The sequence below is a fragment of the Xanthomonas sp. NCPPB 1325 genome (assembly GCF_041477645.2).
Taxonomy (GTDB): domain Bacteria; phylum Pseudomonadota; class Gammaproteobacteria; order Xanthomonadales; family Xanthomonadaceae; genus Xanthomonas; species Xanthomonas cannabis.
Genome location: NZ_CM192985.1, coordinates 1395430 through 1420563, shown reverse-complemented (window position 1 = coordinate 1420563; position 25134 = coordinate 1395430). Strand labels below are relative to the sequence as shown.

17 protein-coding genes and 1 tRNA gene are annotated in these 25134 nt (G+C 65.1%); 2 read left to right on the top strand and 16 right to left on the bottom strand.

Features of this window, described 5'->3' with window-relative positions; all coding sequences use genetic code 11:
- Positions 1-122 precede the first annotated feature (122 nt).
- From ACCQ10_RS05915 to acnD, 7 genes are all read right to left on the bottom strand, one after another.
- Positions 123-5024, bottom strand: a complete 4902-nt coding sequence (locus tag ACCQ10_RS05915) for an alpha-2-macroglobulin family protein (RefSeq protein WP_372362479.1) — start codon at positions 5022-5024, stop codon at positions 123-125.
- Between the two features lie 1256 nt (positions 5025-6280).
- On the bottom strand, positions 6281-7276 hold the full coding sequence (locus ACCQ10_RS05910; RefSeq protein WP_372362478.1) for a nucleoside hydrolase: 996 nt from the start codon (positions 7274-7276) through the stop codon (positions 6281-6283).
- 76 nt (positions 7277-7352) lie between these two features.
- Positions 7353-9569: a TonB-dependent receptor gene (locus ACCQ10_RS05905; protein WP_372362477.1), complete on the bottom strand. Its 2217-nt coding sequence runs from the start codon at positions 9567-9569 to the stop codon at positions 7353-7355.
- A gap of 475 nt (positions 9570-10044) precedes the next feature.
- Entirely contained in the window at positions 10045-11244 is a 1200-nt protein-coding gene (prpF, locus tag ACCQ10_RS05900; RefSeq protein ID WP_372362476.1) for a 2-methylaconitate cis-trans isomerase PrpF, read from the bottom strand.
- A gap of 90 nt (positions 11245-11334) precedes the next feature.
- Entirely contained in the window at positions 11335-11628 is a 294-nt protein-coding gene (locus ACCQ10_RS05895) for a type II toxin-antitoxin system RelE/ParE family toxin (RefSeq protein WP_267483898.1), read from the bottom strand.
- Between the two features lie 20 nt (positions 11629-11648).
- On the bottom strand, positions 11649-11891 hold the full coding sequence (locus tag ACCQ10_RS05890) for a ribbon-helix-helix domain-containing protein (protein ID WP_039408021.1): 243 nt from the start codon (positions 11889-11891) through the stop codon (positions 11649-11651).
- 91 nt (positions 11892-11982) lie between these two features.
- Positions 11983-14574, bottom strand: coding sequence for a Fe/S-dependent 2-methylisocitrate dehydratase AcnD (acnD, locus tag ACCQ10_RS05885; protein ID WP_372362475.1), 2592 nt, complete (start codon positions 14572-14574; stop codon positions 11983-11985).
- A 29-nt stretch (positions 14575-14603) separates the two neighbouring features.
- Here acnD and ACCQ10_RS05880 point away from each other — a divergent pair, with 29 nt between their 5' ends.
- The gene (locus ACCQ10_RS05880; RefSeq protein WP_372362474.1) at positions 14604-14858 is read left to right on the top strand and encodes a hypothetical protein; all 255 of its coding nucleotides are present in this window, start codon (positions 14604-14606) and stop codon (positions 14856-14858) included.
- Between the two features lie 23 nt (positions 14859-14881).
- On the opposite strand, the gene prpC is transcribed toward ACCQ10_RS05880, so the two are convergent.
- Together prpC and prpB are read right to left on the bottom strand one after the other, a co-directional pair.
- Positions 14882-16036 carry a bifunctional 2-methylcitrate synthase/citrate synthase gene (gene prpC / locus ACCQ10_RS05875; protein ID WP_047695436.1) on the bottom strand — a complete coding sequence of 385 codons (1155 nt, stop codon included), beginning with the start codon at positions 16034-16036 and terminating at the stop codon, positions 14882-14884.
- A 75-nt stretch (positions 16037-16111) separates the two neighbouring features.
- Positions 16112-17008: a methylisocitrate lyase gene (prpB, locus tag ACCQ10_RS05870; protein WP_047695435.1), complete on the bottom strand. Its 897-nt coding sequence runs from the start codon at positions 17006-17008 to the stop codon at positions 16112-16114.
- Between the two features lie 124 nt (positions 17009-17132).
- Between prpB and prpR the strand changes: the two genes are divergently transcribed.
- Positions 17133-18743 carry a propionate catabolism operon regulatory protein PrpR gene (gene prpR / locus ACCQ10_RS05865; RefSeq protein WP_372362473.1) on the top strand — a complete coding sequence of 537 codons (1611 nt, stop codon included), beginning with the start codon at positions 17133-17135 and terminating at the stop codon, positions 18741-18743.
- Between the two features lie 49 nt (positions 18744-18792).
- On the opposite strand, the gene ACCQ10_RS05860 is transcribed toward prpR, so the two are convergent.
- From ACCQ10_RS05860 to fabF, 7 genes are all read right to left on the bottom strand, one after another.
- Positions 18793-19119 carry a hypothetical protein gene (locus tag ACCQ10_RS05860; RefSeq protein ID WP_372362472.1) on the bottom strand — a complete coding sequence of 109 codons (327 nt, stop codon included), beginning with the start codon at positions 19117-19119 and terminating at the stop codon, positions 18793-18795.
- Between the two features lie 379 nt (positions 19120-19498).
- Positions 19499-19573, bottom strand: a tRNA-Val gene (locus ACCQ10_RS05855).
- Between the two features lie 242 nt (positions 19574-19815).
- On the bottom strand, positions 19816-20169 hold the full coding sequence (locus tag ACCQ10_RS05850) for a PilZ domain-containing protein (RefSeq protein ID WP_003483889.1): 354 nt from the start codon (positions 20167-20169) through the stop codon (positions 19816-19818).
- Entirely contained in the window at positions 20166-21125 is a 960-nt protein-coding gene (locus ACCQ10_RS05845; RefSeq protein WP_372362471.1) for a DNA polymerase III subunit delta', read from the bottom strand. The genes ACCQ10_RS05850 and ACCQ10_RS05845 overlap by 4 nt, the downstream gene beginning before the upstream one ends.
- Positions 21122-22195, bottom strand: a complete 1074-nt coding sequence (gene mltG, locus ACCQ10_RS05840; RefSeq protein ID WP_372362470.1) for an endolytic transglycosylase MltG — start codon at positions 22193-22195, stop codon at positions 21122-21124. The genes ACCQ10_RS05845 and mltG overlap by 4 nt, the downstream gene beginning before the upstream one ends.
- Before the next feature lie 60 nt (positions 22196-22255).
- Positions 22256-23611: an aminodeoxychorismate synthase component I gene (locus tag ACCQ10_RS05835; RefSeq protein ID WP_372362469.1), complete on the bottom strand. Its 1356-nt coding sequence runs from the start codon at positions 23609-23611 to the stop codon at positions 22256-22258.
- A gap of 173 nt (positions 23612-23784) precedes the next feature.
- Positions 23785-25020: a beta-ketoacyl-ACP synthase II gene (gene fabF / locus ACCQ10_RS05830; protein WP_047695430.1), complete on the bottom strand. Its 1236-nt coding sequence runs from the start codon at positions 25018-25020 to the stop codon at positions 23785-23787.
- Positions 25021-25134 lie beyond the last annotated feature (114 nt).

The following is a 25134-nucleotide window of genomic DNA, read 5'->3' as shown; positions in this document are numbered from 1 at the left end:
CTTACATCGGAACCGGACGCTCGCTCCAGTGAGAAAAACCCGAACGTAGGAGCGCGCTCGCGCGCGATGGGGCATTCCTGGGAAAGCCTCATCGCGCGCGAGCGCGCTCCTACCTTTTTGCCCTACGGCTGCACCACCGTCATCGTGGCCGGCGTACTGCGGCCTACACCACGCAGCTCGGGGCGGTACATGTCTTCCACCAGCGATGGCGGCACCGTGTACGTACCCGGCGAGACTGCGCGCACCAGGTAGTACACCTGCGCCTTGCTGCCCGAGGACAGCGCCAGCGCGGCCACATAGCGGTCGTCGCGGAACTCTTCGTGCTTGACGTCGGCGGCGCTGGAACGCTCGCTGATGCCGATGCCGTCCACCACCACGTCCGCCCACTGTTTGGCATCGCCGAGATTGAAATTCTCGATCTCCAGCCCGGCCGGCAACAGGTCGGTGAGCAAGGCGTCGGGCATGTTGCTGTTGGCGGTGATGGTGACGCGCACGATCAACGCCTCGCCTTCCTTCAAGGCCTGCGGTGTCCACGACTTGCCGTCGGTGGTGTACCAGCTGCGCTCCACGCTGAGATGGCGCGTGTCCGGCTCCGGTGCGCTGCGCGGGATGCCGGCCACTTCCAGGCTGGCATACATCGGGGCCTCGCCCTGCGGTGCGAACTGCACCCCACGCGCCAGCGCGGCGCTGTCGAAGCTGCGCCCGAACAAACGTGCAGGAGCGATCTGCTGTGCATCGCCGCCGACCGTCAGCGTGCCGGACACCTGCTTGCCCTGCCCCACCATCAGCGCTTTGCCCAGGCGCGCCAGGGCGACCTGTTCCTGCGTGCTCAGCCACAGCCAGCCGGTGGCGCGACGTGCGTCCAGCGCGCGCCCGAGGGCCACCGCACGGGTGTCGTACTCGGGCTTGGACAAGCCACGCTCGTGCAGCAACGCCATCATCAGCGCGTCGTCGCGGATCGCGCTGCCGTAATCGCCAAAATACGGCGGCCGCTCGCTGCTGTCCTTGGCAAAGCCGGCCTTGATCGCCGCATCGCCGCGCTTGGTGTCGCCCTGCAGCGACAACGCCACACCCAGGTGCACCAGCGACAGACCGGTCAGCGCCTTGTCGCGCTGGTTGTCGTACAGCGCGCGCAAGGTACCGAGCGGGGCGCGATTGACGCGCGCCAGGACATAGCCCGACCAGGCCTGATTGGCGAACTTCAGGTTGTCGCGGCGGTCCTGCCCGTAGAACTCGTTGCCGCCGGACAACAGGTCTTCGCTCAAACGATTGAGCGCCTTCTGCAGCACGTTGTCGGGCACCGCAAAGCCGGCGTCCTTGGCATCGAGCAGGAACTCGGCGATGTACGGCGTCAGCCCCGGGTTGACGTAGCCATCGTCGCCCCACATCGAAAAATGCCCGCTGGCGATCTGCATCGACGCCAGCCGGCCGAACGCGCCTTCCATGCGCTCGCGGCGCTTGGCCGCTTCCAGCCCCTTGGTCCCCAGCGCCCTGGCGGTGGCATCGTCGAGCAACAGCGCCGCGTAGCCCTTGCTAGTGGTCTGCTCGGCGCAGCCGTACGGGTACTCCAACGCGCCTTGCAGGGCGCTGGCGAACGGAATCGGCGGCAGCGGGCTGACCACCATGCGCGCGGTCACCGAGCCGGCCATCAGGCCATCGGCAAAGCTGCTGTCCAGGGTGATCGGCGCCAGTGGGTCGAGCACACGCGTCTGTGTACGCAATACCTGCGGCCAGCCGGCGCGTACCGGCAGCTCGTAGCTGCGGTCGGCCTTGAAGCCATTGCCATCCACGCGCACGCGCACCTTGGCCACGCTATAGCCTTCGGTGGCGCTCAGCGGAAAGCTCAACGTCTGCTTGGCGTCCACACCCAGCTTGACGCTGCGTGCCGCCTCGGCGATGGCGAGCGGGCCGATGCCTTCCACACGCACGTTGAACTCGCCCGGTTTGCCGGTGAAATTCTGCACATCCAGCGTCACCGTGCTGCGGTCGCCCGGGGCCATCACGCGCGGCATGCTGGCCTCGGCCAGGATCGGCGCGCGCACGATGGTTTCCATGTCGCGGTTGCCGTAACGCGTGTCCGAGTACACCAATGCAGACACCCGCAAGGTGCCGTTGAAATCCGGCACCGGCAGTTGCACCCGCGCGTTGCCCTTGGCATCGAGTGTCACCGAGCCGGAGAACAGGTCCACGGTCTGCACGCGCGCGGTCGGGCGCTTGGCCTGCGGCAAGGCTTCCAGTGCCATGTCGCCGCCGAACTTGAGCTTGCCGCTGGCGCCTTCGAAGCTTTCGATCACCCGCCCGTAGATGTCATAGGCATCGGTGCCCAGGCGGCGCTGCGCGAAGAACTGCGCGTTGGCGTCGGGCACCGGGAAACGGGTGATGTTGAGGATGCCTACGTCCACCGCCGAAATGGTCACGTGCGCGGCCTTGCCGGCCAGCTCGGGCACGCTCACCGTCACCGGTAGGGGTTGCTCGGGGCGCATCTGCTTGGGTGCGGACAAGCCCACCGCCACACGCCGTGCCTTGCGGTCCATCGGCACATGCGCCACGCCCACCGCACGCGCGGGGGTGATCTTGCTCGGCGCGGTGCCGCCGCGGAACACCAGCGCGGTGACATAGACGTCGTGCCGCTCCCAGGCTTCCGTGACCGGGAGTTCAAACGTGCTGCCCGGCTTGACGTCGATGTCCTGCACGTACAGCAGCTTGTCGCTTTCCACCAGCAGCACGCCCTTGCCGGCATGTGGCGGGGTCAGCGTCACCTTGAGCGTGTCGCCGGCGCGGTAGCCGGTCTTGTCCAGCGCCAGCTTGACCTTGTCCGGGCGCGCGTCCAGGCCGCGGTTTTCGTCGTTCCAGCTCCAGCCCGCACGGAACGGGTAACGCGTAGTCAGCCCGCTCGCCGGGTCGAACACATCCAGGCGGTATTCGCCCCACTCCACCGGGAAATCGATCTTGGCATTGGCGCTGCCCACGTCCAGCGTGCGCGTGTCCTTGTTCTCGAAGCGGCGGGTGAAGTCGTAATCCCAATGGTTGTCGGTGTAGTTCCAGTGGTAGTCGCGCAGCTCGCGCACCAGGGTGGCTTTCAACCCCTTGGCCGGCTGCGGCTTGCCATCGGCATCCACGCGGGTGATTTCAAAACGCGCATTGCTGTTGGCGTCGGCACCATCGGCGTCGTCGAACAAGGGGCGCACACCGACCAGCGCCTTGGCCGGCCACAGCACCCGCTTGAGGGTGCGGGTGACGGTGCGCCCGCCGGTTTCGTACACGCTGCCGGAGACCACTGCCGCAATCGTGCTGACCGGCTTGGCCTCGGCCGGCAACGCGATGTCTTCGCGCAGGATGCCGTCGCTGCCGAACTCGGTATCGATCACGTCCTTGGCTTCGCGCGGCAGTTCCAGCGTCGGGTCGCCGAAGAACCAGCCCGGCAACGATTCGAGCGGATGCTGCTCCACGCTGACGGCCAGCTTGGCGGTGAAGCGGTTGCCATCGGCCGGCGCACCGTACAGGTACGCGGCATTGGCCACCAGTTTGAACGGCTGCCCGGCGCCCAGGGTCTTTTGCGTGCTGTCCAGGTCCAGCTTCATGCGCTCGGGCAGGAACTCTTCCACACGCACGGTCATGCCCTGCACGGCGTCCTTGCTGGCCGGGTCGGTGCGGAATTCCACCTGCCAGCGGCCGGTCGGCGCATCGGCCGGAATCTGCTGGGTGAACTCGAAATAGCCCTGCTCGCCGGGCTGCAGTTTGGTCTCGCGGAACGTCTTGCCGTCCGGTTGCTTCAGACGCAGGAACACCGGCTGCGGCTTGGTGGGCTTGCCGTCGTTGTCGCGCAGGATCGCCGACACCCGCATGGTCTCACCGGGGCGATACAGGTCGCGACTTGCCCAGGCAAACACATCGAACCACGCGCTCTGGCGCCCGGCCACCGCAAACTCGCTCAGATCCAATGCCGGCTGATTGAATGGCAGCAACGACACATCGGTCTTGCTGCGCGCAGTCAGCACATGGCCGGCGTCGAGCGTGTAGTTGAGCAATGCGTTGCCGTTGCCGTCGGTGGCACCTTTCAGGAACAACTCGCCCTTGGCATCGAGGATGCGCAGTTCCACGTTCTTGATCGGCTCGCCGCTCTGCAACGAGGCGGTGTGCACGAACAGCTTGTCCTTGTAGGCGCGCGTGTGCAGGCCGATGTCGCTGACGGTGAAGAACGCGGTATCGAATTCGTTTTCGAAACTGCCGGCACGCTTCATCACCGCGAAGTACAGGCCCGGCTCCTGCAATTCCTTGATGTCCTGCGTGGGCAGGTAGGTCAGCACACGCTCGTTCTGCTTGCCGCCCAAAATAAAACGGTTGACATAGACCGGGTCGGCCAGCTTGGACAGCGGCTCGTTGCCGCTGTATTCGCTTTCCAGATCCCAGCTGCCGCGACGACCGCCGCGCTGGAACTGCTGGAAGAACGCCGGCAGCGACTTCTCGCGCACGCGCAGGAACTCCACGTCCACTTCCGGCACGTTGACCGACACCACCGGCAGGCCGCGGCTTTCGCGCGCCGGCAACACGCTGCCTTGCGAAGCGAACCCGGCCACAGGCTTGAGTTCGCCGGTGTAGACCTTCTGCTTGAGCGGCTTGCCCAGGCGGCTGCCATCGGCGGCCAGCAAATTGGCGTCGATCAGCACCGTGTAGTCCTTGGCGGCCTCCACATACGGGTAGCGCAGCGTCTTGCCGTCTTCGGACAGCGACCAGCTGCTGTCGCCGGTACCGACCTTTTCTTCGAAGCGCACCAGCGCATCGAAATCCTGGGTGCCCACCAACGGCCGCGAGAATTCCAGCGCCAGCGACAGCCCATCGCTGGTCTGGTCGGGATAGGCACGCGCCAGTGCGAAGCCGGTAATGGCCTGCTTGTCGGCCTTGATCGCCTCGCCGCTGGCGGCAGGCAACTGGCCGCCTTCGTTGCGCTTGCAGGCCACCGCGCCAATCGCCACCGTGAGCAGTACCACCCACAGCAACATGCGCCGCGTGCCCGACGCCCTCATCCCTGATTCCCGGCTGTCCATTTGTGCTATCCCATGACTGAGACAACCAGTATAGCGACGCACCCAACCGCACGCGCTGCGCGGCAGCATAGGCATACCCCCCTTGGCGCTGCGCGCCATGCGACTTGCAGTGGCCTCGGGTAAGGACTCCTGGCGCCTGTTGGATCGGCTGCGCGCAGGCAAGCTGGAGACTGGATGCACCTGTGCTGGACTGGAGGGGATGTCCTCAACAGCCCCTCATCCGCCCTTCGGGCACCTTCTCCCGCACGCGGGAGAAGGAGTTCCGGGGCTGGATGGACTAGGTCTCGGCCGCCAGCGTGATGCTTGGCACCGCGCGTTGGATCGCAGTAGGCACGCAAGCGACGTACATACCTGTCGTCGGCTCGCCTGCCTCATACCCGCGGAAGCTGTTTCGACACTTGAGCGGTGCCGGCAGCACCAAAAAGCTTGTCGATCTCCCCTCTCCCGCTGATGGGTAAGGTGCCCGAGGGATGGATGAGGGACGGCTCACTCCATTACGAACGCGCACACCAGCTGTGCCACCAACACCATGAAGCTCAAGCCGTTCCTTCTCCCGTCAACGGGAGAAGGTGCCCGAAGGGCGAATGAGGGACGGCTCACGCCATTACGAACGCTCACACCAGCCGTGCCACCAATACCATGAAGCACAAGCCGTTCCTTCTCCCGTTGACGGGAGAAGGTGCCCGAAGGGCGGATGAGGGACGGTTCACGCCATTAAGAACGCGCACTCCAGCTGTGCCAGCAACACCATGAAGCACAAGCCGTTCCTTCTCCCGTCAACGGGAGAAGGTGCCCGAAGGGCGGATGAGGGGCGGTTCACTCCATTACGAACGCGCACACCAGCCGTTCCACCAACGCCATGAAGCACAAGCCGTTCCTTCTCCCGTCGACGGGAGAAGGTGCCCGAAGGGCGGATGAGGGGCGGCTCACACCATTACGAACGCTCACACCAGCCGTGCCACCAACGCCATGAAGCACAAAACGTTCCTTCTCCCGTCAACGGGAGAAGGTGCCCGAAGGGCGGATGAGGGACGGCTCACGCCATTACGAACGCTCACACCAGCCGTGCCACCAACGCCATGAAGCACAAAACGTTCCTTCTCCCGTCAACGGGAGAAGGTGCCCGAAGGGCGGATGAGGGGCGGTACACGCCGCTGCCCCAGACCAATGTCCCGGCGTAGGACCGACAGCACCACCTACCCAAGCGCCTTGCTGGCAATGTCGCGGCACGCGTCTCAGCGCAGCAGCTGGCGCATGTACAACGCAATGAACGCCGGCTTGTCCAGACGCAGGCACGCCTGCACGTTCGGTATGCCTGGCCCTTCGCGGGTATAGCCCTGCGCATCCACATCCAGATGCAGCGGCGTGGTCGGGCACAGCGCCGGGCTCAGCAGCCAGGCGACCGGTACCGCGTCGAACACCGTCGGTGTGGCATTGGCCCAGGGCTGGTCGGTATTGCGCCACTGGTAGTACAGCTGGGTGAGCGCATCGGTGAGTCCATCGCCATGCGCGAACAAGGCGATACGCTCAGGTTCTTCCAGCGTGATCTGCGTAGCGTCCAGTGGCAGCAACACGATCGGCACGCCGGCCGCGAACACGCGTTGCGCCGCCGGCACATCGGAGAGGATGTTGTACTCCGGCGCCGGTGCGCTGGCCGGCCGATAGGCAGACTTGCCGTAACCCACCCGCACCGAGCCGCCCATCGCCACGATGCGCTTGAGCTTGGCAAAGCCGGCCGGGTCGCGCTGCTGCGCCAAGGCTGCATCGGTCATCGGCCCCAGCACCAGCAAGGTGACCTCGCCCGGGTGCCGGCGCGCCTGCTGCAGGATCATTGCCGCCGCATCCGGCAGCTTGCCGGGCAACTGTCCCTTGGCGGCCCAGCGTGCCTGGCTGAAGGCAATGGTGCTAGTCGTGCGTGCCCCCACCGCCAATGGAATCTCGCTGCGTCCGGCCTGCTGCAACAAGCGCTGCAACAGCTGCGCACGCAACGTGGTGTCGCCCCATGCCGATGCGATGCCAAGCACCTGCAGCTGCGGGCTGCGCAACAGCAGCCCCAGCGCAAACGCATCGTCGATGTCGTCGCCGATATCGGTGGAGACCACCAGCAGCTCGGTGGCCGCGGGCGGTTGCGTGGCCCGCGCTGTCGTCGCCGCAGCCGCCTGCGCCTGCGCCACGGCAGCCGCACAGCACAACACAGCAATCAACCACGCATTTCGAATGATCCGCCGCATGCATCTACTCCTGCCGCCATAAAAAAACCGCCGGCATGATAGCCGGCGGTTCGATGGTGCTACACCGCAACGCCGATCAGAAGTTGGCGCGGAACTGCGCACCCACGATGCGCGGGTCGTTGATGAAGCCGGTGAGGTTGTTGAAGTCGATCGCACCGGTCACGCGGATCTGGTTGGTGCAGTTGCGGCAGAACACCGACAACTCGTATGCACCCGCGCCCCAGGTGTAGCCGATCTTGGCGCCGCCCTCGACCAGCGGCTGGCCGGTGAACTCACGCGAGTCGTACAGGAAGAAGTTCACTTCGCTGCGGTAGGACCAGTCGGTGTAGAAGAACAGCTCGCCGTCGTTGCCCATCGGGATGCCGTAACGCAGCGTCGCGTTGGCCATCCACTTGGCCGCCTGCGGCAGGTCGTTGCCGTCGATCAGCGCGCGGCCGGCCGCGTTGAGCGGGTCGGTCACGGTGCAGGTGCGGCACACGCCCACCGACAGGCTCGGGTCGTCGATGCGGGTCCAGTTGTAGGCGCCGCCAGCGGTGACGCGCAGGTTCTGGGTGATCAACGCTTCGAAGTCGAACTCGGCACCGCGCGCCTTGGTCTTGTCGGCATTGAGCAGGCGCACGTCGTTGGACGCGCCGCCCACTGCGGTGAGCTGCTGGTTCTTGACCCGGAAATCGTAGATGTCGAAGCTCAGGCGTGCACGGTTGTCGAACAGATCCGACTTGATGCCGACCTCGAACGAATCCACGGTCTCCGGCTCGGCCACGGTCAGCGGCGCGGTGCCCGAGGGCACGCCGAAACTGGCGCCGCGGAAACCGCGTGCCGCACGGGCATACACGTTGACGTCGTCGTTGATCGAGAACGTGGCGGCCAGGTCGCCGGTGACCTTGGAGTTATCGGTCTCGCCGCTGGACGGCTCCACCAGCGTGACGCGGTCCAGCGCCAGCACGTCGAAGGTCTTCTTGTCGTAGGTGTAGCGGATGCCGGCGCGCAGGTTCAGGCGGTCGGTGGCCGCGTAGTTCAACGAGCCGAATGCCGCCCACGAGGTGTTGCGCTGGCGGGTCAGCTGGTAGCTGGCCAGGTCGCCGCCGCTGAAGGTGTTGTACGTGTAGTTTTCGCCTTCCACATCGTCGTGGAAGTAGTAGAGGCCAGCCTGCCAGTTGAGCGGGCCCTCGTACTGCGATTCGGCACGCACTTCCTGGCTGTACTGGTCCAGGCTCTTGATGCCGCCGGCGGTTTCCACCGGGAACGGAATCACGCCCGGGCCGGACGGCGGTGCGAACACCGCGCCGAAGCCACCGTCGATATCGCCGCGGCTGTAGTACTTGCCGATGCCTTCGTACGCAGTGATCGAGTGCAGCGCGATGTCGCCCAGGTCCCAGGTCAGGTTGGCGCTGCCGCCATAGGTCTGCAGTTCCTGGGTGTTGGCGCCGTCGATGAAGGATTTTTCTTCGTCGAAGCCATCCACCAACTGATTGGTGCCGGGCTGGATGATGTTGGCGCGGAACAGCCGCGCGGTGCCGTCCAGATGGCGCGCATGCGCGTTGAACAACGCGCTGAAATCGTCGCTGGCCTGGTACAGCAGCTGCAGACGCACGGCCGAGTCGGTATAGCCTTCCAGGTCGCGACCGTCGCGGTTTTCCACCCAATCGTCGCGGCGCTGGCCCAAGGTGGACAGACGCGCTGCCCAATGGTCGCCCATCGCGATGCTCAGGCCGCTTTCCAGGGTCATGGTGCCGTAGGTGCCGTACGACAGGCTGGCGTAGCCGTCATTGGCGCCGATGGTCGGCTTGACCGAATTGAACTTGACCACGCCGGCCGGCGTATTGCGGCCGAACAGCGTGCCCTGCGGGCCGCGCAGCACTTCCAGGCCTTCCAGATCGAAGATCGGGAAGCCCTTCAAAAACGCGTTTTCCTGCACCACGTCGTCATAGATCAACGACACCGGCTGCGACGCGTAGGTGTTGAAGTCGGTGTTGCCGTAGCCGCGGATATACACGCGCGGGAACACACGGCCGTTGGACGATTCGATGTTGAGGCTCGGCGCCTTGCCGGCCAGCACGCGGATGTCCGAGCCGCTGGTGGAAATGGCATCGAGAAATTCCGGGCGCAGCACGCTGGCGGAAACCGGCACATCCTTGGAATCTTCCGAGCGACGCTCGACCGTGACCTTGACCGCATCCAGACGCACGACACCGTCGTCGCTGGGCGCCTGCTGTGCAGCAGCGTGAAACGGAAGAAGCGAAACGACGGCAACGGCAAGCGCGCTGATCTTGAGCGACCGGCTGGCTGACATGGGAAGCACTCCAAATTCTGGTGGCGGGGCGGCCTGGCCTGCATGCCGCGGTGCAACAGAATTAACACGATTTACACAAATATGGCAGAGCCCGTACGAAAAAGTTTCCATAATTCGCACGGGCGTTCTAATTAATGCAACACGGGCGTGCAATTTGTGCGTCGGAGCCCTGTCAGTCTCAGAGGCGGTCCGTGGCCGGCAACTGCCAGCTTCGGCATTCACATGGTCGGCTACACACGTCGCGACCCAGCCGCGTCGCTAGGAGCACGCCCTGGCGTGACAAGACGTCAGGGGACGCGCCCCTGCACCAGCACCTTACCGATTCGCAAGCGCACCGCCGCGCCATCGCGACACTCGACCCGGACGGCGCACCGAGGCCCTGGACATGACAACTACGGCGCAAACCTACGCAGCCGCGTTGTCCATCCCGAACATGCGCACCTGCCGCAAGCACACCACCCGTGCCAGGTTCTGCTCACTCACCTTCGGCGATGCCGCCGGGCACCCGCACCCAACCCTCCATCAGCACGCGCGCACTGCGGCTCATCAGCGCCTTGGTCACCTGCCACTGCCCATCGACCTGTGTTGCCTCGGCGCCCACGCGCAAGGTGCCGGACGGATGCCCGAAGCGCACCGCCGAGCGGGCCGCGCCGCCGGCCGCCAGGTTGACCAAGGTGCCCGGCACCGCCGCAGCGGTGCCAATCGCCACCGCTGCGGTGCCCATCATCGCGTGGTGCAACTTGCCCATCGACATCGCACGCACCAGCAGATCGATCTCGGCGACGTGCACCGGCTTGCCGCTGGAGGCGGTGTAGTAGGCCGGCGGCGCCACGAAGGCCACCTTGGGCGTGTGCTGACGTGTAGCGGCATCTTCTATCTTTGCAATCAAGCCCATCCGCACCGCACCGTGTGCGCGCAGCGTTTCGAACATGGTCAACGCCCGCGGGTCGCCATTGATGGCCTCCTGCAACTCGGTGCCGGTGTAGCCCAGATCGCGCGCGTTGACGAAGATGGTCGGAATGCCTGCATTGATCAGCGTGGCATCCAGCGTGCCCAGCCCGGGAATCTCCAATCGATCGATGAGATTGCCGGTGGGGAACATCGCCCCACCCTCGCCTTCGGCGTCATCGGCCGGGTCGAGAAATTCCAGCTGCACTTCGGCCGCCGGAAAGGTCACGCCATCCAGTTCGAAGTCGCCGGTTTCCTGCACAAGCCCATCGGTCATCGGCACATGCGCCACGATCGTCTTGCCGATATTGGCCTGCCAGATCCGTACCATGGCCATGCCATCGCGCGGCACGCGTGTGGCATCGATCAATCCGCTGGCAATCGCAAACGGCCCCACCGCTGCGGAAAGGTTGCCGCAGTTGCCACTCCAATCCACGAACGCGCTATCGATGGACACCTGCCCGAACAGATAGTCCACATCGTGCCCGGCACGCGTACTGGCAGAGACGATCACACTCTTGCTGGTGCTCGAGGTCGCCCCGCCCATGCCATCGATCTGCTTGGCATACGGATCCGGGCTGCCGATCACCCGCAGCAACAGCGCGTCGCGTGCAGCGCCCGGCTGCTGCGCGGCCTCGGGCAGATCCTGCAGGCGGAAAAACACGCCCTTGCTGGTGCCGCCACGCATGTAGGTGGCGGGGATACGGAGTTGGGGGAAATGGGTCATGGGATTGGTCTATCTCAATTGAGCGTCAGTGCAGCAACAATGCGCCATCTGCGGCATTGCCGAAGGCTTTGCGCGTAAGCGTTGAGCCACTCAGGCGTCGTCGCGCATCCATGCTGGAATGTCGCGCTGCATCTGCAGTACACGCCAGATGACGACGTCTGCATCGCGTTCGATATAGAAAATCAAATAGGGAAACCCCTTGAGCGGCCACACGCGCAGATGCTGCAACTTCAGTAGTACCGCATGTCGGCTCGAACCGACTCCAGGGTGCTGCATCAGGGTTTTGACCGCCATTTCCAGCGCGTCGGTAAACGCCAGTTCCACTGCGAGCCCAGCCTGTTCGCCGTACCATGCAGCGGCTTCATCCACGTCACGCAGCGCCAACGGACGCCAGCGCGCCGGCTTCACTTGCCGGCAGCGCGTACCTGCGCGCGCTCACGCATGGCCTCGAAGAAATCCGGCTCCATCGCAACCGCCGGACCTGAGTCGGCTCCGTCCAGCAGCAACCCACGCAGCCGTTCCACATCGCGTTGTTTGCGGATCAGTTCGCGCAGGTATTCGCTGCTGGAGCCGTAGGCATGCTCCAGCACCTGTTGATCGACGAACTGCTTGAGTTCGTCAGGCAAAGAGATGTTCATGGTGGCCATGCAACCTCCTGATGGCAAAGATTGCCAAAGTGTGCGCGCCGGGTCGGGCGGGTGCAAGCCGGCGGCCTGAAGGCCTTGAGTACCAGGGGCATCAGGCCGCCGTGGCTTCCAGAAAATCCTGCGCAAACCGTTGCAGCACACCACCGGCCTCGTAGATCGATACTTCCTCTGCAGTATCCAGCCGGCACGTGACCGGTACCTGCAGCTGTTCGCCATTGCGCCGGTGGATCGAGAGTGTCAGCGTGGCCCCCGGCGTGCGCTGGCCGGTGACGTCGAAGGTTTCGCTGCCATCGATACCCAGCGTCTTGCGATCGGTGCCCGGCTTGAACTCCAGCGGTAGCACGCCCATGCCGATCAGGTTGGTGCGGTGGATCCGTTCGAAGCCTTCGGCCACGATCACCTCCACACCGGCCAGACGCACGCCCTTGGCTGCCCAGTCGCGGGAGGAGCCCTGCCCGTAATCGGCACCGGCAACGATGATCAACGGCTGCTTGCGGGTCATGTAGGTTTCGATGGCCTCCCACATGCGCATCACCTGCCCTTCCGGCTCCAGCCGCGCCAGCGAGCCTGCCGTGACCTGCCCATCGATCACGGCCATTTCGTTGATCAATTTGGGATTGGCGAAGGTGGCGCGCTGCGCGGTGAGATGGTCACCGCGATGGGTGGCGTAGGAATTGAAATCCTCCTCGGGCACGCCCATGTGCGCGAGGTACTCGCCAGCCGCACTGCCGGCCTGGATCGCATTGGACGGCGACAGATGATCGGTGGTGATGTTGTCGCCGAGCACGGCCAGCGGCCGCATGCCGTGCAGGGTGCGTGCCCCAGCCAATGCGCCCTCCCAGTACGGCGGGCGGCGAATGTAGGTGCTGGTCGGGCGCCAGTCGTACAACGGGCTCACGCCGATGCCCTGCCCAATGCTGCGCTGAAACATCGGGTCGTACACGCGACGGAAGTGCTCAGGCTTGACGCTGCGCGCCACCACCGCGTCGATCTCCGCATCGCTCGGCCACAGATCCTTGAGCGTTACCGCCACGCCGTCTGCATCGATGCCCAGCACGTCCTTTTCGATATCGAAGCGCACGGTTCCTGCGATTGCATAGGCGATCACCAACGGCGGCGAGGCGAGAAACGCCTGCTTGGCATACGGGTGGATGCGCCCGTCGAAATTGCGGTTGCCCGACAGCACCGCCGTGGCATACAGATCGCGGTCGATGATTTCCTGCTGGATGGTTGGGTCGAGCGCACCGCTCATGCCATTGCAGGTAGTGCAGGCGAACGCCACGATGCCGAAGCCCAGCTGTTCCAATTCGCTCAATAAACCGGCTTCTTCCAGGTACAGCTGCACTGCCTTGGAACCCGGCGCCAGCGAACTCTTCACCCACGGCTTGCGGGTCAAGCCACGCGCGTTGGCATTGCGTGCCAGCAGACCGGCCGCGATGACGTTGCGCGGGTTGGAGGTGTTGGTGCACGAGGTGATTGCCGCAATGATCACCGCGCCATCGGGCATCTGCCCCGGCACCTCGTCCCAGGCGCCGGCAATGCCGCGCGCAGCCAGCTCGCTGGTGGCCACGCGCTTGTGCGGGTTGGAGGGCCCGGCCATGTTGCGCACCACGCTGGACAGATCGAACTGCAGCACGCGCTCATACTGTGCGGTGGCCAGATCGTCGGCCCACAGCCCGGTATGACGTGCATAGTTCTCCACCAATGCCACCTGCGCGTCGTCGCGACCGGTGAGCCGCAGGTAGTCGATGGTCTGCTGGTCGATGTAGAACATCGCCGCGGTCGCCCCGAATTCCGGCGTCATGTTGGAAATGGTGGCGCGGTCACCGATGGTCAGCGCACTGGCGCCTGCACCATGGAATTCGAGATAGGCGCCCACCACGCGTTGCTGGCGCAGGAATTCGGTCAAGGCCAGCACGATATCGGTGGCGGTCATTCCCGGTGACGGCCGCCCGGTGAGTTCCACGCCGATGATGTCCGGCAGGCGCATCCACGAGGCGCGCCCCAACATCACGTTTTCTGCTTCCAGGCCGCCCACGCCCACTGCGATGACGCCCAACGCATCCACATGCGGGGTGTGGCTATCGGTGCCCACGCAGGTATCCGGAAACGCCACGCCGTCCAGCGTGTAAATCACCGGCGACATCTTCTCCAGGTTGATCTGATGCATGATCCCGTTGCCCGGCGGAATCACTTCCATGTTCTCGAACGCGCGCTTGGTCCATTCGATGAAATGGAAGCGATCGGCATTGCGACGGTCTTCCACGCCGCGGTTCTTGGCAAAGGCCTGCTTGTCGAAGCCGGCGTATTCCACCGCCAGCGAGTGATCGACGATCAGCTGCACCGGCACCACCGGATTGACCTGCGCCGGATCGCCGCCCTGCTCGGCAATCGCATCACGCAGTCCGGCAAGATCCACCAAGGCGGTCTGGCCCAGGATGTCGTGGCAGACCACACGCGCCGGAAACCACGGGAAATCCAGCTCGCGCTTGCGCTCGATCAATTGGCGCAGATACGCCTCCAGCATCTGCGGTTCGGCGCGCCGCACCAGGTTTTCCGCGTGCACGCGTGCGGTGTACGGCAAGCCTGCATATGCACCGGGCTGCAACGCATCCACGGCGGCCCGTGCATCGAAGTAATCCAACGCGGTGCCCGGCAAGGGCTTGCGGTACTGGCTATTCATGGCTGGCGATATCACAAGGCGGGCGGGATATGTTGCTGTTGCTGTTGCTGTTGTTGCTGTTGTTGCTGTTGTTGCTGTTGCTGTTGTTGCTGTTGTTGCTGTTGCTGTTGCTGTTGCTGTTGCTGTTGCTGTTGCTGTTGTTGCTGTTGTTGCTGTTGCTGATGTTGTTGCTGATGTTGTTGCTGTTGCTGTTGCTGTTGCTGCTCGTATTCCTACTCACCACGTGCCACTCGCCACGCTCCCTTCTCCCGCAACGCGGGAGAAGGTGCCCGAAGGGCGGATGAGGGCGGCTCGCAAGTGGCACTTTTCAGACGCGCTGATCCAACGGCACAAACACCTGATCTTCCGGCCCGGTGTAATTGGCCGAAGGCCGAATGATCTTGCCATCCACGCGCTGCTCGATCACGTGCGCACTCCAGCCCGCCGTGCGTGCCAGCACGAACAGCGGGGTGAACATCGCTGTCGGCACACCCATCATGTGGTAGCTCACCGCACTGAACCAGTCCAGATTCGGGAACATCTTCTTGATGTCCCACATCACGCTTTCCAGACGCTCGGCGATGTCGTACATCTTGCGGCTGCCCTGCTCCTCGGACAGCTCGCGCGCCACGTCCTTGATTACCTTGTTGCGCGGGTCGGACACGGTGTAGACCGGATGCCCGAAGCCGATCACCACTTCCTTGCGCTCCACACGTGCCTTGATGTCGGCCTCGGCTTCGTCTGGCGTGTCGTAGCGTTTCTGCACCTCGAAGGCCACTTCGTTGGCGCCGCCATGCTTGGGACCGCGCAACGCGCCGATACCACCGGCAATGGCGCTGTACATATCGCTGCCGGTGCCGGCAATGACGCGGCTCGCAAATGTCGACGCGTTGAACTCGTGCTCGGCGTACAAGATCAGGCTGGTGTGCATTGCGCGCACCCACGAATCCTTCGGCGCAAAGCCATGCAGCAGGTGCAGGAAATGCCCACCGATGGAGTCGTCGTCGGTCTCCACCTCGATGCGCTTGCCGTTGTGGCTGTAGTGATACCAGTACAGCAGCATCGAACCGAGCGAGGCCATCAACTTGTCGGCGATATCACGCGCACCGGGATGGTTGTGATCGTCCTTTTCCGGCTGCAGGCAGCCCAGCACCGACACACCGGTGCGCATCACATCCATCGGGTGCGCGGATGGCGGCAGCTGTTCCAGCGCGGTTTTCACCGCTGCCGGCACACCACGCAACGAGCGCAGCTTGGCCTTGTAGCCGCGCAACTCGCCGCTGTTGGGCAACTTGCCGTGCACCAGCAGGTAGGCGATCTCCTCGAACTCGCTGGTGGTGGCCAGGTCCAGGATGTCGTAACCGCGGTAATGCAGATCGTTGCCGCTGCGGCCCACGGTGCACAGGGCGGTATTGCCGGCGGCCGTGCCGGACAGGGCAACGGATTTCTTCGGCTTGAAGCCAGGAATGGCGGTGTCGTTCATGCGATGAGCTCCCAGACGGTGGCGTGTTGCGATGTCACGGACGAAGTAAAGGAATCGGTGCGCGGCAACGCGCGATCATGCGCCCTTGCGCGCAAACAACGCGTCCAGGCGCTGTTCGTAGCCGTGATAGCCGATGCGCTCATAGAGTTCTTCGCGGGTCTGCATCGTTTCCAGCACGGCCTGCTGGTGGCCGTCGCGTCGAATCGCCGTATAGACCGCCTCGGCGGCCTTGTTGGCCGCACGGAACGCCGACAGCGGGAACAGCTGGATCGCCACACCGGCCTGCGCAAGTTGGTCGCGCGTGAACAGCGGGGTCTTGCCGAACTCGGTGATGTTGGCCAACACCGGCACTTTCACTGCATCGACAAAGCGCGTGTAGGTCTCCAGGTCGTAGGCGGCCTCGGCAAAGATGCCGTCGGCGCCCGCGTCCACGCAGGCGATGGCGCGTTCGATCGCCGCATCCACCCCTTCCATCTGGATGGCGTCGGTGCGTGCAATCAAGAAAAACGCCGGATCGGTCTTGGCATCGGCCGCCGCCTTGACCCGGTCGACCATCTCGCCCTGGCTCACGATCTCCTTACCCGGCCGATGCCCGCAACGCTTGGCGCCAACCTGGTCTTCGATATGGCAACCGGCCGCGCCGGCCTTGATCAGCGACTTGATGGTGCGCTCGATATTGAAGGCACTCGGCCCGAAGCCGGTATCCACATCCACCAGCAGCGGCAGTTCGCACACGTCGGTGATGCGGCGCACATCGATCAGCACGTCTTCCAAAGTGTTGATCCCCAGATCCGGCAACCCCAGCGAGCCAGCCGCCACGCCGCCGCCGGACAGGTAGATGGCCTGGTAGCCCGCACGCTGGGCCAGTAGCGCGTGGTTGGCATTGATCGCACCGATCACCTGCAGCGGCGACTCGGCAGCCAGCGCTGCGCGAAAGCGCGTGCCGGCAGAGGCTGGATAGGAGGACGTCATGACAGTTCCCGGGATGAGATGGTTAGCTGGTCAGCAAACGTCGTGCCAACCGCAAGTGTCTGATTCAGCTATAAACCGGAGACACCACTGTTGCAGTTTTGGAACTGATGGAACATCATGAAACATGACGAAACAGCTCGACTTCCCGCGCCCCTCCAGCACCTCCGACGCAGCAGGCACCTCTCTGCCGGTGATCTGGACCGTCAGCGTGTCCCGACTGACCGGGCTGCTCGCCGACGTCATCCCCGAGTTCGACCAGCGCGCGCGCATCGAGCAGATCAACCTCGGCTTTGCCGAAGCGGTGGAGGTCATCGGCCAGCGACTGCGCCGCGAACGCTGCGACGCCCTGGTGGCCGGCGGCTCCAACGCCGCCTATCTGCGCAGCCGCCTGGCATTGCCGCTGGCGCCAATCCAGGCAACCGGGTTCGACCTGATGGAAGCGCTGGCGCGCGCGCGCCGCATCGCCCCGCGCATCGGCGTGGTGACCCATGCCAGCGACGTCCCGTCGTTTCATGCCTTCCAGACCAGCTTCGACCTGGACATCGAGCACCGCCGATTCGTCACTGCCGAGGACGCGCGCGATTGCATTGCCGACCTGCGCGCCGCCGGTATCCAGGTCATCGTAGGCACCGGCATGGCGATCGATTTCGCCGAACAGGCCGGGCTGCCCGGCGTGCTGCTGTATTCGGCAGGGTCGGTGCGTCAGGCGCTGGAGCAGGCCATCGCACTGGGCACGGCATCGAGCCGGGAGCGGCCCTCCGCGCGTAGCCACTCAAGGCGTCCCCGACGTAGCGATGCGCTGCTTGGCGACGACGCCGCCATGGCGCAGGTGCGTGCCTTGGTACAGCTGTATGCCCCGCATGCCGGCACCGTGCTGATCAGCGGCGAAACCGGCACCGGCAAGGAATTGGTCGCCCGACAACTGCATGCCGGCAGCCGTCGCCGCGGCCGTTTCATGGCAATCAATTGCGCGGCCATCAGCGAATCGTTGCTGGAGGCAGAGCTGTTCGGCTACAGCGATGGCGCCTTCACCGGTGCCCGCCGCGGCGGCCACACCGGCCTGATCGAAGCCGCGCAGGATGGCACGCTGTTCCTCGACGAAATCGGCGAATTGCCCATGCCGTTGCAGACACGGCTCTTACGCGTATTGGAAGAACGCGAAGTGTTGCGCGTTGGCGCAACCCTGCCCGTCGCAATCGACGTGCGTGTGGTGGCCGCCAGCCTGCAGGAGCTGCACGCGCTGGTCGAACAAGGGCGATTCCGTCGCGACCTGTTCTACCGCCTGGCAGCGTTACGCATTGCACTGCCCCCCTTGCGTCAGCGCCCCGACGACATCGCGCTGCTGCTGGCGCATTACTTCCAGCAACTCGGCAATATCGCCTCGCCGCTGTCGGAGGCTGCATTGCAACGACTGCAACTACACACCTGGCCCGGCAATGTGCGCGAGCTGCGCAACCTGGTCGAACGCCTGTGCATCCACTGGAAGGCACAGGCGCACGAGAGCCTGAGCCTGGAGCAACTGCATTGGTGGGCACCGGAACTGTTCGACACGCAGATCGGCGATACCGCAGCGGCATCCGCACGCAGCGACCTGGCGGCGTCCCGCCTGCAGCTCACCGCTGCAGCCGTCCGCGCAGCGCTCGATCACGCAAACGGCAATCGCGCCCTCGCCGCACAGGCGCTCGGCGTTTCGCGCACGACGCTGTGGCGCTGGATGCAGACGCAAGCTACCTAGAGAACTGGCGCGACGACCGTACGGCGATTTGCCCCAGGCGCGCGGAGGCTCACTTGACCCGTGTGTACTCGGTATCGCCGGTGCTCAAACGACCGCTCGCCTCGTCGATCGCATAGTTGACCGTGCCACTGCCACTGGACACCTGCAGCACGCCCTTGGTCAACAACGCCGGGTAATTTCGGGTTTTGACCCCATTGCCGAACATCTCCGGCGAGGTGTCGCGGATGATGAAGCTCTCGCCGTTGTGCTCGATGCTCAGTACATTCTTCTGCGACTTCACATTGACCCACTTGCCCACGTACTGCTCGCCAACATCGCGCGCGCAGCCGGTCAGCAGCGCCATCGCAATCAGGGCACTTCCAAGCAATGCTTTCATCGCCATACCTTCTTCAACGCGGGGGTCTCGCAGGATGGCAAGTCCTTGCTGAGCCCGCAACAAGCAGGCACAAGCGACGAGACAGACCACCCGGAAAGCACGATCACGGGGGCGCAGACTCGACTCTCCGGTCGCCAACGGACATGTCTGCAAGACCGAGACCGACGTTCTGCTGATTGCAAGGTGCGCTATCACTCCCGTAGCGGCAACGTGCATTCAACCAAATTCGCCCACCGCAACCGCCTGCAGCAGGTGTCACCCATGACGTCCCGCGCTTTGCTGCGTCCTTGAGCCTTCCGCAGGGGAGGCAAGACACAAAAAAACCGGCACATGGCCGGCTTTTTCTTCGCGTCCAATCCCGTGGAGTGCGGGATTTCTATGGTGGGCGGTACAGGGTTCGAACCTGTGACCCTTGCCGTGTGAAGGCAATGCTCTACCGCTGAGCTAACCGCCCGGTGACGCGAGCCGCACATTATAGGGCAGCTGCGGCAATCGTCAACAGGTTCATCCGCGACGGCGATGACCTGGTCGAAAACGTCCCGGTCCAATGACTGGGCGCGGCGTGCCGAAGGTCTGGCGGCGCCATGGCGATAAATCGATTCGGCGCCATTCAAATGCCCGCTACGCCCTTCGACGACCCGCTTCCAATACGACGGCAATCACGTACGCAACCGCACCGCGCCGCGCCGCACCACGTCACATCGTATGCGTCGGTTTGTCCGAGGTCGTCAGGCCTGCCAGCAGGGTCTCGATCTTGTTGCGCACTGCCTCACCTTCCGGGCCATCCGGGAACTGCACGCCGATGCCGGCAGCGCGGTTGCCCTGGGCGCCGGCCGGCGTAGTCCAGATCACCTTGCCGGCCACCGGCAGGCGCTCACTGGAATCGGGCAGGGTCAGCAGCAGGAAGACTTCGTCGCCCAGCATGTAGCGCTTGGGGGTCGGCACGAAGATGCCGCCACCTTTCACGAACGGCATGTACGCGCTATAGAGCGCCGGCTTGTCTTTCAACGCCAGCGACAAAATGCCTTGGCGTGCATTCATTGCACTCATCGAGTTCCCCTAGAACGTGGCTGGCGCTCTCCCTCGCGCCAGGCCAGCAACAATTCCGTCACTGCCAGGTCGGCGCGGACGGTGGTGCGCAGCAGGTCGCGGGTGCGGTTGGCGGCGTCGAACCAGGTCGCCAGCTTGTGCAACCGCGATGGATCGGTCAAGCCGGCCGAGGCCTGCGCCAATGCCAGATCGGCGGCATGCCGCAGACGTTGATCGGCCTGGCCATCATTGGTCCAGCGCTGCGCAACCTCCACCGCGCCGACGCGGCCGCTGGCAATCTGCTCCAGGTCCTGCGCCACCGCACGCCGCACCGCCAGGCCGTCTTCGCGCAGCCATTGCGCGGCAAGGCCGGGATGGCCGCGGGCGGCGTCCAGGGCCTCCTGCGCAGCGCGCTCGCCAACCCCTTGCGACAGCAACCAGGCCAGTGCCTCGTGCGCGGGCGGCAATTTGAATTCCAGGCGCTGGCAACGGCTGCGGATGGTCGCCGGCAACCGCGCCGGCTGGGCGCTGATCAACCACAGGTAGCGGCCGGGCGATGGTTCCTCCAGCGTCTTGAGCAAGGCGTTGCAGGCGGAGCGATTGATCGCATCGGCCGGGTCCACGATCACCACCTGGGCGATGCCGTACTGCGGGGTCAGCGCGAGCTTTTGCGAAATCTCGCGCACCTGCTCGATGACGATCTCGGTACGCAGCTTGTCGCCGGTACGGTTGGCAATGAAGGACACCAGCTGCAGGTCCGGGTGAGTGCCGGCGGCGATCAACTGCCGCGTGCGCTGCGCCAGTGCCGGGTCCGGCGAGCTGGCCAGCACGTGCTCGGCCAGGGCCAGGGCGACCGCGCGCTTGCCCAGCCCTTCCGGCCCGCAGATCAGCAACCCGTGCCCGAGCCGTCCGGCATCCAGTGCAGAAACGGTTTGGTCGAAGGCGCGTTGCTGCCAGGGCGAAAATGCGGCGGTCATGGCGTGGGCTCCGTCTGCGGCGCGCTCGGCAGGCGGCGGCGCTGCAGGTAGCGCGCCACCGCCGCGTTATGTTCGGCCAGCGTGGCCGAGAATGCGTGCGCGCCGGTGCCATCGCCGACGGCCACGAAATACAGCGCCTCGCCGGGTGCCGGCTGCACCGCCGCCAGCAGCGCCTCGCGGCCCGGCATCGCGATCGGCGTCGGCGTCAGGCCGGGGCGCGTATAGGTGTTGTATGGCGTGTCGGTGGTCAGGTCGCGGCGGCGGATATTGCCGTCGTAGCTGCTGCCGATGCCGTAGATCACGGTCGGGTCGGTCTGCAGTTTCATGCCCAGCTGCAGCCGGCGCAGGAACACTCCCGCGATCAATGGCCGCTCGGAGCCCAGGGCAGTTTCCTTTTCGATGATCGATGCCAGGATCAATGCCTGTTCCGGCGAGCTAAGCGGCAGGTTCGGGGCGCGCTGTTCCCAGGCCTGCGCCAATGCCTTGTCCATGGCGGCGTGTGCGCGCTTGAGCACGTCGAGGTCGCTATCGCCGCGCTGATACACATAGGTTTCCGGCAGGAATCGCCCTTCCGGATGCTGCTTGGCAAATCCCAGCCGCGCCATCAGCGCCGCATCGTCCAGCGCGTCGATGGAGTGCTGCAGCGGCGTGGCGGTGGCGAGTGCGGCGCGAAGCTGACGGAAATTCCAGCCCTCCACGATCGTGAAACGGTACTGGATCACACGCCCCTGGCGCATGCGCGTCAGCACCTCGCGTGGCGACAGTGCCGGCGCCAATGCGTACTCGCCCACCTTGAGCTTGCCGGCGGCATCCACCTGGCGCGCGAGCAGCTGCCATTCCAGATCGGTGCCCTGCTCCAGGCCGGCTGCGCGCAATTTGCGCAGCGTGACCTTGAGCGAATCGCCGGGCGCAATCACCACACTGGGCGCGCTCGCAGGCACGGGAGTATCGGCGAAGTGCAGGTAATGCCGCCACGCCACCACCGCGGCAATCGCCAACAGCGTTGCGAGCAGCAATGCCGTGCCCAGCACGGCCAGACATCCGCGTTTGCCAGTCACCGCCACACCCACCTCGTCATTGCCCCAGCGCCGCGCAGGATACCGCGCGCCGGTGATGTCCCGTTGAAGCGCTCATGTCTGCTCGATCGCGCGCAACACGCCACGCGCCTTGGCGCGGGTTTCGTCCAGCTCACGCTGCGGGTCCGAGTCCACCACGATCCCGGCGCCAGTGCGGAAACGCACCTGCTCGCCGGCCACCTCGGCGGTACGGATCAGGATATTCAGATCCATGTCGCCATCGCGATTGAGCCAGCCGAAGGCGCCGGTGTAGGCGCCGCGCGCGGTCTGTTCGAGCTCGGCAATGATCTGCATGCAGCGCACCTTGGGGCAACCGGTGATCGTGCCGCCGGGAAACACCGCCGCGATCACCGCGCCCGGGGTCACCCCGGCGCGCAGGCGGCCACGCACGTTGCTGACGATGTGGTGCACGTGCGCGTAGCTCTCCACGACCATCAGCTCGTCCACTTCCACGGTGCCGGGCGCACAGATGCGGCCCAGGTCGTTGCGCTCCAGATCGATCAGCATCACGTGCTCGGCACGCTCCTTCGGATGCCCGACCAGCTCGCGGATGCGTGCTGCATCGTCGTCGCCGGCAAAGCGCGCGCGGGTACCGGCGATCGGGCGCGTCTGCACCACATCGCCGTGCACCGACACCAGCCGCTCGGGCGAGGAGCTCACCACCGCGCGCCCGGCCGCCACGAACAGGCCGGCAAACGGCGCAGGGTTGGCCGCGCGCAGGCGCGCATGCAGCGCGGCCGGGTCGACCGCGTTGGCGAATGTGGCCTGCCATGCACGCGAGATATTGGCCTGGAACACATCGCCGGCGCGCAGGTAATCGAGCACGCGCTCCACCGCGGCGGTGAAGCGCTCGGCCGCGTCTTCTTCCACCGCGACCGGCCCGCTCCACGCGGGCAACGGCGGCAGTGCACCGCACGCAGCGATGTCGTCAACGATCTGCTGCAGCAAGTCCTCACGCCCCGGCTCGGCCAGCGCCACGCAGCGCCCTTCCACGCGGTCGCGCAGCACCGCTGCCGGCGCGCGCAACGCCAGCGCGGTCGGCATGCCATCGCCGCGGGCGGGCAGCTGCAGAATCGGTTCGACCTGCGCGGCCAGTTCGTAATCCAGCAAGACCGCCCAGCCGCCACGGAACGGCCATGGGCTGGTCGTATCGTGCGGCACGCGCTCGGCCTGCCAGGCGGCATCCAGCGCGTCCAGAAACGTGCCTTCGAGCACACGGCCACAGCCATCGCGGGTGCGCCCATCGCCGTCCAGCCGCAGGCTTGCGCCCTCTGCCAGCAGCAGCACATCCCAGCGCCCTTGGGCGGTTCCGGAAGCGGTGGATTCGAGCAGGGCCGGATAGCGTTGCGGTGCCAGCCGATGCAGCGCCAGCAGGTCGATGTCCGCATGCAGTGATCGGGTGAGCGTCATCGGTCCGGCGTGGCGTGAGGTGCAGACGCGGGCCGCTGCGGTAAACGCAGCGTCCGCGATGAGATGGATCGGCTGTCAATCGGAAACGTCGGCAGCGACTGCCGCGCGGACGCACCACGCGCAGCAGCTGAGGCACCGCACACCGTTTTCAGCGAAGAAAACGGCGCATCGACTCAGACGCGCTTGAACACCAGCGTGCCGTTGGTGCCGCCAAAGCCGAAGCCGTTGGACATCACCGCATCCACCTGTACCTCGCGCGCCACGTTGGGCACGTAATCCAGGTCGCAGCCTTCGCTGGGCTCTTCCAGGTTGATGGTCGGCGGAATGATGCCGGTGTGCAGCGCCATCACCGAGAAGATCGCTTCCACACCGCCGGCCGCGCCGAGCAGGTGTCCGGTCATCGACTTGGTCGAGCTGACCATGGTCTTGTAGGCGTGGTCGCCCAGCGCGCGCTTCATCGCCAGGGTTTCGGCCAGATCGCCCAACGGCGTGGAGGTGCCGTGCGCGTTGAGGTAGCCGATCTGCTCGGGATTGAGCTTGGCATCGCGCATGGCGGCGAGCATGCTGCGCGCCGCGCCTTCGCCGTCTTCGCTGGGGGCAGTCATGTGGAAGGCGTCGGAGCTTGCGCCAAAGCCGACCAGCTCGGCATAGATGCGCGCGCCGCGCGCCTTGGCGTGTTCGTATTCTTCCAGCACCAGCACACCGGCACCGTCGCCCAGCACGAAGCCGTCGCGCTGCTTGTCCCACGGGCGCGAGGCCGCTGTGGGATCGTCGTTGCGGGTGGACATGGCCTTCATGGCGCAGAAACCGCCGACCGAACTCGGCGAAGAGCCGCGCTCGGCGCCGCCGGCCAACATCACGTCGGCATCGCCGTACTGGATCATGCGCATCGCCGTGCCGATCGAGTGATTGGAGGTGGCGCAGGCGGACACGGCCGAGAACGTCGGGCCCTTGAGGCCTTTGATCAGGCTGACCTGGCCCGGCAACATGTTGATGATGGTGCTGGGCACGTAGAACGGCGAAATCTTGCGCGCGCCGCCCTCGTGGAATTTGATGGTCTGCTCTTCGATACCGAGCAGCCCGCCGATGCCGGAGCCGAGAATGGCACCGATGCGTTCGGCATTGCTTTCGTCGATTTCCAGCCCGGAATCGTCCAGCGCCATGAACGAGGCGCCGACACCGTAGTGGATGAACGAGTCCATCTTCTTGACGTCCTTGGCGGACACAAAAAGCGTGGGGTCGAAATTCTTGATTTCGCCGGCGATCTTGGTGGTGAACTGCGAGGCATCGATCTGCGTGATCGGGCCAATGCCGGAGCGCCCGTGGATGATTCCATCCCAGCTGCTGGCCAGATCATTGCCCAGCGGCGACACAATGCCCATGCCGGTAACGACAACACGACGACTCATTGCAGATCTCCTCACCACGGAACGAACGGTGCTTGCGGTTTGCGGGTGACGCCTAAAAACACAGGGCCGCATCAGCGGCCCCATGGAATGTCTGACGCAGCAGCGGCTTGACGC

Coding starts and splice junctions, on each gene's coding strand:
- ACCQ10_RS05890 (WP_039408021.1), bottom strand. CDS start 11,891: ATGGCCACCATGAACATCTCTTTGCCTGACGAACTCAAGCAGTTCGTC.
- ACCQ10_RS05880 (WP_372362474.1), top strand. CDS start 14,604: ATGTTGCTGTTGCTGTTGCTGTTGTTGCTGTTGTTGCTGTTGTTGCTG.
- ACCQ10_RS05835 (WP_372362469.1), bottom strand. CDS start 23,611: ATGACGCTCACCCGATCACTGCATGCGGACATCGACCTGCTGGCGCTG.
- ACCQ10_RS05860 (WP_372362472.1), bottom strand. CDS start 19,119: ATGAAAGCATTGCTTGGAAGTGCCCTGATTGCGATGGCGCTGCTGACC.
- ACCQ10_RS05915 (WP_372362479.1), bottom strand. CDS start 5,024: ATGAGGGCGTCGGGCACGCGGCGCATGTTGCTGTGGGTGGTACTGCTC.
- prpB (WP_047695435.1), bottom strand. CDS start 17,008: ATGACGTCCTCCTATCCAGCCTCTGCCGGCACGCGCTTTCGCGCAGCG.
- ACCQ10_RS05910 (WP_372362478.1), bottom strand. CDS start 7,276: ATGCGGCGGATCATTCGAAATGCGTGGTTGATTGCTGTGTTGTGCTGT.
- fabF (WP_047695430.1), bottom strand. CDS start 25,020: ATGAGTCGTCGTGTTGTCGTTACCGGCATGGGCATTGTGTCGCCGCTG.
- prpF (WP_372362476.1), bottom strand. CDS start 11,244: ATGACCCATTTCCCCCAACTCCGTATCCCCGCCACCTACATGCGTGGC.
- ACCQ10_RS05850 (WP_003483889.1), bottom strand. CDS start 20,169: ATGAGTGCAATGAATGCACGCCAAGGCATTTTGTCGCTGGCGTTGAAA.
- ACCQ10_RS05845 (WP_372362471.1), bottom strand. CDS start 21,125: ATGACCGCCGCATTTTCGCCCTGGCAGCAACGCGCCTTCGACCAAACC.
- prpC (WP_047695436.1), bottom strand. CDS start 16,036: ATGAACGACACCGCCATTCCTGGCTTCAAGCCGAAGAAATCCGTTGCC.
- prpR (WP_372362473.1), top strand. CDS start 17,133: ATGACGAAACAGCTCGACTTCCCGCGCCCCTCCAGCACCTCCGACGCA.
- acnD (WP_372362475.1), bottom strand. CDS start 14,574: ATGAATAGCCAGTACCGCAAGCCCTTGCCGGGCACCGCGTTGGATTAC.
- ACCQ10_RS05905 (WP_372362477.1), bottom strand. CDS start 9,569: ATGTCAGCCAGCCGGTCGCTCAAGATCAGCGCGCTTGCCGTTGCCGTC.